This window comes from Micromonospora sp. LOL_014, assembly GCF_048060245.1.
In the GTDB taxonomy this organism is placed as follows: Bacteria; Actinomycetota; Actinomycetes; order Mycobacteriales; family Micromonosporaceae; genus Micromonospora_E.
Genome location: NZ_JBHMIP010000002.1, coordinates 173,212 through 184,875, shown reverse-complemented (window position 1 = coordinate 184,875; position 11,664 = coordinate 173,212). Strand labels below are relative to the sequence as shown.

7 protein-coding genes and 1 pseudogene are annotated in these 11,664 nt (G+C 71.3%); 6 read left to right on the top strand and 2 right to left on the bottom strand.

Going from position 1 to position 11,664, the window contains the following annotated elements:
* Positions 1–3 precede the first annotated feature (3 nt).
* The 3 genes and pseudogenes from ACFHW1_RS02570 (at position 4) to ACFHW1_RS02560 (ending at position 7,545) form a co-directional block, all read left to right on the top strand.
* Entirely contained in the window at positions 4–666 is a 663-nt protein-coding gene (locus ACFHW1_RS02570) for an SIMPL domain-containing protein (RefSeq protein ID WP_416552215.1), read from the top strand.
* 192 nt (positions 667–858) lie between these two features.
* A complete protein-coding gene (locus ACFHW1_RS02565) occupies positions 859–3,981 on the top strand; it encodes a putative bifunctional diguanylate cyclase/phosphodiesterase (protein WP_416552216.1) in 3,123 nt (1,040 codons plus the stop codon).
* A gap of 88 nt (positions 3,982–4,069) precedes the next feature.
* A pseudogene (locus tag ACFHW1_RS02560) lies at positions 4,070–7,545 on the top strand (S8 family serine peptidase).
* Positions 7,546–7,607: 62 nt separating this feature from the next.
* On the opposite strand, the gene dapD reads toward ACFHW1_RS02560, so the two are convergent.
* Complete coding sequence (gene dapD / locus ACFHW1_RS02555; protein ID WP_416552218.1) at positions 7,608–8,564, bottom strand: 2,3,4,5-tetrahydropyridine-2,6-dicarboxylate N-succinyltransferase; 957 nt, start codon at positions 8,562–8,564, stop codon at positions 7,608–7,610.
* A 108-nt stretch (positions 8,565–8,672) separates the two neighbouring features.
* Here dapD and dapE point away from each other — a divergent pair, with 108 nt between their 5' ends.
* Positions 8,673–9,746, top strand: a complete 1,074-nt coding sequence (gene dapE / locus ACFHW1_RS02550; protein WP_416552219.1) for a succinyl-diaminopimelate desuccinylase — start codon at positions 8,673–8,675, stop codon at positions 9,744–9,746.
* A 7-nt stretch (positions 9,747–9,753) separates the two neighbouring features.
* Here dapE and ACFHW1_RS02545 read toward each other — a convergent pair whose 3' ends face one another.
* Positions 9,754–9,906: a hypothetical protein gene (locus ACFHW1_RS02545; protein ID WP_416552220.1), complete on the bottom strand. Its 153-nt coding sequence runs from the start codon at positions 9,904–9,906 to the stop codon at positions 9,754–9,756.
* Between the two features lie 233 nt (positions 9,907–10,139).
* Between ACFHW1_RS02545 and ACFHW1_RS02540 the strand changes: the two genes are divergently transcribed.
* Positions 10,140–11,060, top strand: a complete 921-nt coding sequence (locus ACFHW1_RS02540; RefSeq protein ID WP_416567637.1) for a TIGR00730 family Rossman fold protein — start codon at positions 10,140–10,142, stop codon at positions 11,058–11,060.
* A gap of 5 nt (positions 11,061–11,065) precedes the next feature.
* A complete protein-coding gene (locus tag ACFHW1_RS02535; protein ID WP_416552222.1) occupies positions 11,066–11,611 on the top strand; it encodes a TIGR00730 family Rossman fold protein in 546 nt (181 codons plus the stop codon).
* The last annotated feature ends 53 nt before the right edge of the window (positions 11,612–11,664 follow it).

The following is an 11,664-nucleotide window of genomic DNA, read 5'->3' as shown; positions in this document are numbered from 1 at the left end:
CGGATGGATGCTCCGATGGTGTCGGTGCGCGGTGAGGTGACCCGGGAGGTCCCACCCGAGTTGGCCCGGTTCGGGGTGACCGCCGTCGCCCGGGGCAAGGACCGCTCCGGCACCCTCGCCCGGCTCGCCGAGCGGGGCGACGCGGTCCGTACCTTGATCGACGGGTACGGGCCGGCGATCGAGCGCCGGGAGTCCGGTGCGCTGCTGGTGCGGCCTGAGTGGCGACGCTCCGGGGAACGGGTTGTCGCCTACCATGCCAGCGTCACCACCACCGTCACGGTTGTTGACTTCACTGTGCTCGGTGAGCTGATGATGCGGCTGGCCGGCCAGGACCAGGTCCAGGTCAGTGGTCCGTGGTGGTCGCTGCGGCCGACCAGTCCTGAGCTGGGCCAGGCCCGTCGGGCGGCGATCGCCGAAGCGATCACCCGGGCACGCGACTACGCCGACGCGCTCGGGGCGGAGGTGACCGGCCTGGTGGAATTGGCCGACCACGGGATGTCCGCGCCGCAGCCGGTGGTGTTGCGCGGCGCCCCCCGGGCGTTCGCCGCGACCGAGATGGCGGATGCCGCGCCGCAGCTCGACCTCGACCCGCAGGTGCAGACGGTGCAGGCAGTCGTGGAGGCCCGATTCACCATCTCTGCTCCGGCGGTACTGCGTCCAACGTGACCGGCGAACTTCCCGATCCGGATCGACGTCTCATCGTTGCCGACCATTGCCCGGCAGAAGTATGGCCAACGCGTTGTCGGACTGGTAAACCGAGCGGTGGATGTGTTGCCCGGCGGTGAATGGATCGCCCGGGCGTCAATGGGTCAGTTGTAGGCGTTGCCACGTGTTGACGTCCGGCCTGAGGGGAGGCCCGTGTCGGTCCGGAAGCTCACCAGTGGATATGCCACGGTGATGATCCTGCTGTCCGCCGGGATCCTTCTCGCCCCCGGCTGGCATCCGGTGCTGTGGCCGGCGCTCGGGGTGATGAGCGCCGGTGGAATCTTCTTCGGTATCCGGCGCTACCGGCCGAAACGGGCCGCGGCGTGGTGGAGTCTCGCCGCCGCAGTGGTGATGCTCGCCGCCGGCGACACGACCTACGCGATTCTTCCCGGCTCAATCGTCACCGAGCTGTGCTATCTGACGGTATTCGCCCTCACCGCCGTCGGCCTGTTCATGCTGACCCGGGGCAACCAGATGCTTGGCGACCGGTCGCGGCTGCTCGACGTCCTCACATTTCTGTGCACCGCCGCGCTTCTGGCCTGGATCTTCATCATCGGTCCGTACATCACCGCTCCCGGGATGGAGCCGTTCGAACGATCGATCCTCGCCGCGTACGCCCTCGGTGATCTGTTGATTCTGGCCGTGATGATTCGCCTGCTGGCGACGAATCCACGGACCCCGGCCCTGGTTTTGCTGCTCGTCGGGGGTGCCGGCATGCTCACCGGCGACATCCTGTACGGACTGACGACGCTCGGTGAGCCGTGGCAGCCCGGCGGGCCGATCGAACTCGGCTGGCTGCTGACGTATCTGACCTGGGGAGCGGCCGGGCTGCATCCGTCGATGGCGCAGCTCTCCGAGCCGGCGGAGATCGAGCCGGGCAAGATCAGCCGGCCGTGGGCGGTGCTGCTGGTCCTGGCAACCATGATCTCGCCGTCGATTCTGCTGATCGAGGCGATGACCGGGCGGATCCGCGACGGGGCGATGCTGGCCATCACCTCGGCGGTGGTCTTCGCGTTGGTGCTCAGCCGGTTCGGTGACGTGCTCGCGGCACACCGTCAGACGGTCCGCCGGGAGCAGGGGCTGCGGGACGCGTGCGCCGCCCTGGTCTCGGCGGCCGACGCGGCGCAGGTGGATCGCGCGGTGCGGTCCGGGATCGCCCGGATCGTGCCGGAGGGCGTAGACCACCGCCTGGTGCTGGTGCTCAACCGCACCGGCGGGGTACCGGCGCTGGCCAGCAGCGTCTGGGGGCCGTCGGTGCCGGCGACGGCGACCGGCACGTTGCTGCCGTCGACCGCTGCGGTGCGACGCACCCGGCTGCTGCGTCGGCCGACCCTGACCCCGATGCTGGCCCACCAGCTCGGGTCGTTTCCGTTCGCGTTGCTCTGCCCGTTGGTGCTGCCGGAGCAGCGGCTACCCGGTCCGGTGCCGGCGCAGCCGCGGCCCGACGTGACCGGTCCGCGAGCCGGGGTTCTGCTGGTCTCGGCCGAGACCGGCGTCCTCAACGCGTTGCGCGACGCCATCGAGGTGCTGGCCAGTCACGCCAACATGGCGTTGGAACGGATCCGGCTGGGTGACGAGATCAACCGGCGGGACGCGGAGGTGTACTTCCGGGCCCTGGTGCAGAACAGCGTGGACATCATTCTGATCGTCGATGACGGCGACGCGGTCCGGTACGCCAGCCCGGCGGTGCAGACGGTGCTCGGTCGGCCGGCACCGGGCGGCGGCCCGCTGACCGACCTGGTCGATCCGCCCGACCACGGCCGGGTGCTCGAAGGGCTGGCCCTGGTCCGCTCCTCCGGTGAGCCGCACGACTGGCCGGACTGGCGGCTGCGGCACGCCGACGGTAGCACCGTGCAGGTCGAGGTGAGCTGCCGTGACCTGCGGTCGGACCGGGCGGTTCGCGGTCTGGTGCTCACCCTGCGGGACGTCACCGAGCGGCGTCGGCTGGAGCAGGAGTTGACTCACCGGGCGTTCCACGACTCGTTGACCGGTCTGGCGAACCGGGTGCTGTTCCACGACCGGGTGCAGCAGGCAGTGGCCCGCGCCCAGCGCGGCGGGTACGCGGTCGGCGTACTGTTCATCGATCTTGACGATTTCAAGGTGGTCAACGACACGATGGGCCATCAGGCCGGCGACGAGTTGCTGGTCGCGGTGGCGAACCGGTTGGCGGCCACGCTGGGATCGGCCGACGCGGCCGCCCGGCTCGGCGGTGACGAGTTCGCCGCGCTGGTCGACGACGCAACCGACCCGGCCGAGGTGGAGCAGACGGCGCAGCGGGTGGTGGCGGCCTTCACCGAGCCGTTCCGGCTCGCCGGCCGGATGGTCGGTGGCGCGGTCAGCGTCGGGGTCGCCACCACCTCGGACGCCGAGGGCACCGACGAGCTGCTGCGGCACGCGGATCTCGCCCTCTACGTCGCCAAGGGTGCGGGCAAGGGACGCTGGCGGCGGTACCAGCCGGCGTTGCACGTGAGTTTGATCCGGCGGATGGAGCTGCGTACCGCGTTGGAACGGTCGGCGCCGGAGTCCGACTTCGCCGTCGTGTACCAGCCGGTCGTCGAGCTGTCCAGCGGCAACGCCGTCGGGCTGGAGGCGTTGCTGCGGTGGCGGCACCCGAGCCTGGGGCTGCTGCGGCCGGACCAGTTCATCGACGTGGCCGAGGAGACCGGGCTGATCGAGCCGATCGGCGACTGGGTGCTGGGCCGGGCGCTCGCCGCTGTCACCCAGTGGCGGGCCGCTCTGCCGGTGGGCGAGGCTCCGTATGTCAGCATCAACGTCTCCGCCCGGCAGTTCCGGGTGGCCGGCTTCACCGGCAAGGTCCGTCGCGAGTTGATCGCCGCCGGGTTGCCGGCGGACTCGGTGATGCTGGAGCTGACCGAGAGTCTGCTGCTGCAGAACGACGACCAGGTCTGGGCGGACCTGGCGCAGCTGCGCGAGCTCGGTGTCCGGCTGGCCATCGACGATTTCGGTACGGGGTTCTCTTCGCTCAGCTACCTGCGTCAGCTGCCTATCGACGTGCTCAAGATCGACCGTTCGTTCACCGCGGAGATGGCCTTCTCGCAACGGCAGCGGTCGTTGGTGGACGGGATCATCCGGTTGGCGCACTCGCTCGGTCTGCAGGTGGTGGCAGAGGGCATTGAGACGGTTGTCGACCGGAACCTGCTCGGTAATCTGGGCTGCGGCTTCGGGCAGGGTTATCTGTTTTCCCGGCCGCTCGCCGAGGCGGACGCGGCGGCCTGGCTGGCCGGTGGCCGGCCGGTCGGGTTGACCCACCCATAGATCATCTACAAGTAGTAGCTTGGCGACTCAGAGTGCAAATCATGTCCATATTGCCCCGAGTTTCGGGCCGGGTCGGTGCATACCAGGTATGCAATCCTGGGGCTTCGGAATCACGACCCTGACGCCGCTGCGGCGTCTACCGGGGAGGTTCACGATGTCCAATCCATCCAGGAGAGTCCAAGCCGCCGCTCTCGTCGCCGTACTGGCCGCGACGCTGGTCGGTGTCGGACGGCCGGGACCGGCCGCCGCCCGCCCGGCACCGACCCTCGACGACCCGGTCAGCCGGGTCCGTACCGACCCCGCGACCGCGGTCACCCTGGTCACCGGGGACCGGGTCGTCGTCACCAGCGCCGGCACCGCTGTCCAACCCGCCCCAGGCCGCAACCACCTGCGGTTCCACACCTACCAGAGCTCCGACGGCCGGTACGTCGTACCAGCCGACGCGCAGCCGCTGATCCGCGCCGGCGTGCTGGACCGGCGACTGTTCAACGTCACCGACCTGATCTCGTACGGCTACCACGACGCCGCCACCGCTCGGCTGCCGCTGCTCGTCGAGTACGCCGCCCCGGCCGACGCCGCCCGCCGGGACGCCGGTGGCCTTGCCGGCGCGCGGATCACCCGGGACCTGCCGGCGATCGGCGGCGCCGCGCTGACCGCCGACAAGCACGCGGCGACCGACTTCTGGGCGGCGGTCACCGGCACCGCCCCGGTACCGCCCGGCGAGGCCACCGGCCGCGCCGGAACCCTGGCCACCGCCTCCGGCCTGGCCCGGGTCTGGCTGGACGGCCGACGGCGACTGCTGCTCGACCGCAGCGTCGGGCAGATCGGTGCGCCGGCCGCTCACGACGCCGGATTCACCGGTGCCGGGGTGACCGTCGCGGTGCTGGACAGCGGAGTCGACGCAGACCACCCCGACCTGACCGGCAAGGTGGCCCGGTCGGAAAACTTCACCGACGATCCGGACCCGGCCGACCGGGTCGGCCACGGCACCCACGTCGCCTCGATCATCGCCGGCAGCGGTGCCGCCTCGGGCGGGGCGAACCGTGGTGTGGCCCCGACGCCACCCTGATCTCCGGCAAGGTGTGCGAGTCGTCCTGGTGCACCGAGTCGGCGATTCTGGCCGGGATGCAGTGGGCCGCGACCGACCAGCGGGCCACCGTCGTCAACCTCAGTCTCGGTGGCCCGGACACTGCGCAGACCGATCCGCTGGAAAAGGCGGTCGACACGCTCACCGCGCAGACCGGCGCGCTCTTCGTGATCTCAGCCGGCAACTCCGGCGCGGACCGCACCGTCGGCTCGCCGGGCAGCGCCGACGCGGCGCTGACCGTGGGCGCGGTGGACCGCGACGACACGCTCGCCGACTTCTCCAGCCGTGGCCCGCGCACCGGTGACGACGCGGTCAAGCCGGATCTCACCGCCCCGGGCGTCGGGATCGTCGCGGCCCGCGCCGCCGGCACCACCCTCGCCGATCCGGTCGACGAGCACTACGTCGCCGCCTCCGGCACCTCGATGGCCGCGCCGCACGTGGCCGGAGCCGCCGCGCTGCTCGCCCAGCGGCGGCCGAACTGGACCGCCGTGCGGTTGAAGGCCGGCCTGATGGCGTCGGCCGCGCCACGGTCCGGCACCGGAGCGTACCCGCAGGGTGCCGGCCGGGTGGACGTCGCCCGCGCCGTCACCCAGGAGCTGATCAGCCGACCGGCCAGCGTATCGTTCGGCCGCGCCGACTGGCCGCACCACGACGACCCGGCGATCGTCGAGAAGGTCACCTACCGCAACACCGGCAGCGAGCCGCAGACCCTGACCCTCTCCGTCGAAGCCGTCGGCCCGACCGGCCGCAGCGCGCCGGCGGAGATGTTCCGGGCCGGTGCCGACACGGTGACCGTACCGGCCGGCGGCACCGCCGCTGCCACCCTGACCGCGGACACCAGCGTCGGTGGCCCGAACGGCTACTACTCCGGCCATCTGGTCGCCACCGGCGCCGGCCAGCGCGTCGTCACCCCGTTCGGCGTCCACCGAGAGGTGGAAAGCTACGATTTGACCTTTGTCCACGTCGACCAGGCCGGCGTGGCGACCGACGACTACTGGACCGTCGCGGTCGGCCTGGACCAGCCCGCGGACGCGATGCCGTGGACCTCGGACGGCTCCGGCCGGGTCACCGCCCGGCTGCCCGCCGGCCGGTACGGACTGTCCAGCGTGATCCAACGCCAGACCGGCGAACAGGAGTACGAGCTCGCCGTCCTGGTCCGGTCGAACCTGCGGCTGGACGGTGACCGCACCGTACTGTTCGACGCGCGTACCGCCCGCCCGGTCCGGATGACCGTGCCCGAGTCGACCGCGCGTCCGGCGCTGGTCGACATCAGCTTCCAGTACCGCACCCCGGACGCGGGTGCTGGGATCGGAGTGCTGGCTGACACCTTCGACGGGCTCGCCGCCGCCCACGAGGGCGGGCCGTCGGGCGCGGGCGAGTTCACCGCCAGCATCGCCAGCCAGTGGCTGCGACCGGACGGCGCGGACGGGTTCACGGCCAGCCCGTACTTCTACGGGTTGAGCGAGCTTTTCGCCGACCGGCTGCCCAACGGGTTCACCAGGCACTACCGTCCCCGGGACCTGGCCACCGTCCGGCACCGGTTCCGTGGGGTGAGCCACGGCGACCTCACCGACCGGCTGGTCTTCCCCGGCCACGGCGAGCGGGACATCGGGGGATGGGCGCTGGTGACCCCGGTCGAACTACCCAGCGTGCGGGTGGAGCACTACAGCGTGTCGAGCACGTCGACCTGGGAGAGTTCCCTGGAGTTCGGCCGGGCGGTGGAGGGTCAGCTCTGGCCGGAGTACACCGCCGTGCTGGTCTCGCCGCCGAGCCGCCACCAGCCCGGCAAACGCACCCTGGACACCTGGAACCTGGCGCCGTACGGGCCGGTGTTCCCGGCCGTCTCGGGCGACGGTGCCTGGGTCAGCCGGCGGGGCAACGTCGTCGACGTTCAGGTGCCGATGTTCGGCGACGCGCAGGGCCACCCCGGCGGGGTGGTGTCGCGGACCGCGCGGACCGCGCTGTACCGCAGCGGCAAGCTGATCGGGGATAGCCCGGAGCCGGGCTACGGCCGGTTCCCGGTGCCCCGGGCCCAGGCCGACTACCGGCTTGAGGTGTCGGCGACGCACGACGTCGGGGACTTTTCCACGTCGGTCAGCGGGGCGTGGACCTTTCCGTCCGGTCCGGTGAACCGTGACCAGGTGGCGGCCCTGCCGGTGATGGCGGTGCGGTTCACCCCGTCGGTGGACGCCGGCAACACCGCCGTCGCCGGGCGGGCGATGGAGATCCCGTTCACCGCCACCCACCAGCCGGGCGTGGTCGGGATCGGGATCCGTCGGCCGACCGTCGAGGTGTCCTACGACGGTGGGCGGACCTGGCTGCCGGCCGACGTACGGTCCGCCAAGGCCGGCTGGACCGCCATGGTCCACCATCCGGACCGGGACGGTTTCGTGTCGCTGCGGGCGTCGGTCACCGACCGGGCCGGCAACACGGCACGGCAGACGATCATCCAGGCGTACCGGATCGCGCGGCGCTGACCCGCGCCGGTCGGTGCCCTGTCCGCCCCGTAGCGGCGGGTGGGGCACCGACCGGTCCGCGGTCAGCTGTTGGCGTGCAGCGCCTCGTTGAGCTGGATGCCGGCGCCGGTGCGCGGCCGGGCCTCCAGCGCCCCGGTGACCGAGTTGCGCCAGAACAGCAGCCCGTCGACGCCGGACAGTTCGCGGGCCTTGACCACCCGGCCGTCCGGCAGGGTCACCTTGGAGCCGGCGGTGATGTAGCAGCCGGCCTCGACCACGCAGTCGTCGCCCAGCGAGATGCCGATGCCGGCGTTCGCGCCGAGCAGGCTGCGCTCGCCGATGCGGACCTTTTCGGTGCCGCCACCGGAGAGGGTACCCATGATCGACGCGCCGGCCCCGACGTCGGAGCCGTCGCCGACCACCACGCCGGCGACGATTCGCCCCTCGACCATCGAGGTGCCGAGCGTGCCGGCGTTGAAGTTGCAGAAGCCTTCGTGCATGACGGTCGTCCCGGATGCCAGGTGGGCGCCGAGCCGTACCCGGTCGGCGTCGGCGATCCGCACCCCGGACGGCACCACGTAGTCGGTCATCCGGGGGAACTTGTCCACCCCGTACACCGCCAGGTGCCGCCCGGCGGCCCGCTCGATCAGCCGCAACTCGTCGACCCGGTCCGGCGGGCACGGACCGGCGGAGGTCCAGGCGACGTTGGCCAGCCGGCCGAAGATGCCGTCCAGGTTGAGCTCGTTCGGCCGGACCAGCCGGTGGGAGAGCAGGTGCAGGCGCAGGTACGCGTCGGCGGCGTCGGCGATCGGGTCGGCCAACGAACCGATCTCGACGACCACGATCTCGGTACGCAGTCCGGGCAGTGCCCGGGGGCCGAGCACTGCGCCGGGCAGCCCGGCGGGTGTGCTGCCGTCCGCGGCTGGCGGACGCTCGCCGAGCCCCAGCTGGCCGATCGGATACCAGGTGTCCAGCACCTGCCCCTGCTCCGTGCAGGTGGCCAGGCCGATGCCCCAGGCGGGCTGCGTCGAAACCGTCACCGAACTGTCGCCTTCCGATCGGGGTACGAGTCACCACCGGGTCGACGTCCGGGCGATCCGGGTGATCAGCGGACGAGTCGATCCTGCCGAGACGGTACCGTGCCAGCCATGGTGAACCCGCTGACCCCCGAGGTCCTGGCCGATCCGGTGACCCTGACCCGCGCGTTGGTCGACATCGAGTCGGTGTCGCGCAACGAGCAGCGGATCGCCGACTGCGTGGAGCAGGCGCTGTCCGTCGTGCCCTGGCTCACCACCGGGCGGTACGGCAACACGGTGATGGCCCGGACCGAGCTGGGGCGTTCCCGACGGGTGGTGCTCGCCGGGCATCTGGACACCGTGCCGCTGGCCGACAACTTCCCGTCCCGGGTGGTCGACGGCGTGATCTACGGCTGCGGCACCTCGGACATGAAGTCCGGGGTGGCGCACGCGTTGCATCTGGCGGCCACCGTCGCCGAGCCGAGGTACGACGTCACCTACCTGTTCTACGAGGCGGAGGAGATCGACTCACGGTTCAACGGGCTACGTCTGGTGGCCGAGACCCACCCGCAGTGGCTGTCGGCCGACTTCGCGGTGCTGCACGAGCCGACCCACGGCGTCGTCGAGGCCGGTTGCCAGGGCACCCTGCGGGCGGTGGTCGGCACCACCGGCCGCCGGGCCCACTCGGCCCGGTCCTGGCATGGGGTGAACGCCATCCACGCCGCCGGTGAGGTGCTGCGCCGGCTGGGCGACTATTCGGCGCGGACCGTCACCATCGACGAATGCGAGTACCGGGAAGGGCTGAACGCGGTCCGGATCGGCGGCGGGGTGGCCGGCAATGTGATCCCGGACCGGTGCGACGTCGAGGTCAACTTCCGGTTCGCGCCGGACCGCGACGGGCAGCAGGCGGAGCAGCACGTCCGCGAGGTCTTCGCCGAGTTCGACGTCGAGGTGGTCGACTGCGCCGGCGGGGCGCTGCCCGGACTGACGTCGGCACCGGCGCGGGAGTTCCTCGCGGCGGTCGGCGCGCCGCCGGTCGCGAAGCTGGGCTGGACCGACGTCGCCCGGTTCGCCGCGCTGGGCATCCCGGCGCTCAACTTCGGCCCCGGCGACCCCAACCTGGCGCACGCCCGTGACGAGCACGTGGAGATCGAGAAGATTCAGCAAGGTGCCGAGACACTCCGGCGTTGGCTGACGCCGGAGTGAACCGGGATCACCGCAGCAGTGCCGGCTCCTGCTCGACGGCGTCGTCCCCCGGCTCAGCCGGAAGCGCTCGCCCGCCGGCAACCCGGCGCTCGGCCACCACGACACGGATCCGGCGGTGCATCTGCCGCCGGACCCGGATGAGTTCGCTACGTGTCATCATGACTACTCCTCCCCCCGAAGGTGCCGTGACGGCGTCCTCCCCACCGTCCGGCGTACCCAGTATCTGTTAGAGAAGACGTAGCCGCAGCCGATTTGGTTGCGCTTGACGCAAGATTGACATCACCTTTTTCGTCATGGTCCAGGTGAGTGTCGCAGCGGGGCCGTTCGGCGTCCGCACTGGACACGCGCGGGCGGCCCGTCAAGCACGGCACGCCGCCCACTACGGTTGTCCAGATGGACCAGTCGAACAACTATTGCCTGCCAGACGACCAATCCCGACCGGGACCGGACGGGGTCGGCCCGACATCCGACGAACCGGGGTCGGAGCGGCACCGGGGCGCGGTGACCCTGCGCCGGGAAGCGGTCCGCCGCAGCACCGCCGATCAGGGTCTGCTCGATTCACGGGCCCGTGGTGAATGGAAGACCAAGGATTCCTGGCGGGCGCTGCGAATCCTGTCGGAGTTCGTCGAAGGGTTCGACACTCTCGCTGATCTGCCGCCGGCGGTCAGTGTTTTCGGGTCAGCCCGCAGCGCGCCGGACAGCCCGGAATGCCGGCTCGCCGAAGAACTGGGCCGTGCGCTCGCCGGTGCCGGCTACGCCGTGATCACCGGCGGCGGTCCCGGTGTGATGGAGGCGGCCAACCGGGGTGCCACCGAAGCCGGCGGCGTGTCGGTGGGGCTCGGCATCGAATTGCCGTTCGAGCAGGGCATCAACGAATGGGTGGAGGTAGGCATCAACTTCCGCTACTTCTTCGCCCGCAAGACCATGTTCGTCAAGTACGCCCAGGCGTTCGTGGTGCTGCCCGGCGGGTTCGGCACCATGGACGAGTTGTTCGAGGCGCTCACCCTGGTGCAGACCGGCAAGGTGACCAGGTTCCCAGTGGTGCTGATGGGCACCGGGTACTGGTCCGGACTGGTCGACTGGCTGCGTGACACGATGCAGGCGCAGGGTCGGATCGGCGATGCCGACCTCGACCTGCTCTGCCTGACCGACGACGTCGCCGAGGCGGTACGGCACATCGTCGACGCGGATGCCGCACTCGCCGCGGAGCAGGCGGCGCTGCGCCAGACGGCGCACGCCCAGATCGAGGCCGAGCGGCAGGCCGGTGAACGGGCACCGGCCGGGTACCACCGGCCGGCGGAAGGAGAGGAGTAGCACGGATGGCCGCGATCGGAGTCTTCTGCGCCTCGTCGCGCACTCTCGAGCAGCGGTGGCTCGACCTGGCCGCCGAGACCGGGCGGGAGCTGGCCCGACGTGGGCACACCCTGGTCTCCGGCGGCGGCTGTGTCGGCATGATGGGTGTGCTCGCGGACGGTACCCGGGCCGGCGGCGGCTGGACGCTCGGGGTGATCCCGCAGTCGCTGGTCGACCTGGAAGTGGCCGACACCCACTCCGACGAACTCGTCGTCACCGACGGGATGGCCAGCCGCAAGACGCTGATGATCGAAAAGTCGGATGCGTTCGTCACCCTCCCCGGCGGCCTTGGCACCCTGGACGAACTGTTCGAGGTGTGGACCACGGCGGTGCTCGGGCTGCACCGCAAACCGGTGGTGCTGGTCGACACCGATGGCTTCTACCAGGGGCTGCTGGACTGGCTGACGGCGTTGGCGGAGACGGCGTTCGTGGGGCGGTCGGCCCGGGAGATGCTGATCGTTGTCGATTCGGTGTCGGCGGCGCTGGACGAGATCGAGGCCCGGTTAGGTTGACCGGGTCCGCGCCGTCCGGTGTGCCCACCTCCCGGCGTGCCGGCCACCCGGCT

Coding starts and splice junctions, on each gene's coding strand:
- ACFHW1_RS02570 (WP_416552215.1), top strand. CDS start 4: ATGGATGCTCCGATGGTGTCGGTGCGCGGTGAGGTGACCCGGGAGGTC.
- dapE (WP_416552219.1), top strand. CDS start 8,673: ATGGTGAACCCGCTGACCCCCGAGGTCCTGGCCGATCCGGTGACCCTG.
- ACFHW1_RS02545 (WP_416552220.1), bottom strand. CDS start 9,906: ATGATGACACGTAGCGAACTCATCCGGGTCCGGCGGCAGATGCACCGC.
- ACFHW1_RS02540 (WP_416567637.1), top strand. CDS start 10,140: ATGGACCAGTCGAACAACTATTGCCTGCCAGACGACCAATCCCGACCG.
- ACFHW1_RS02535 (WP_416552222.1), top strand. CDS start 11,066: ATGGCCGCGATCGGAGTCTTCTGCGCCTCGTCGCGCACTCTCGAGCAG.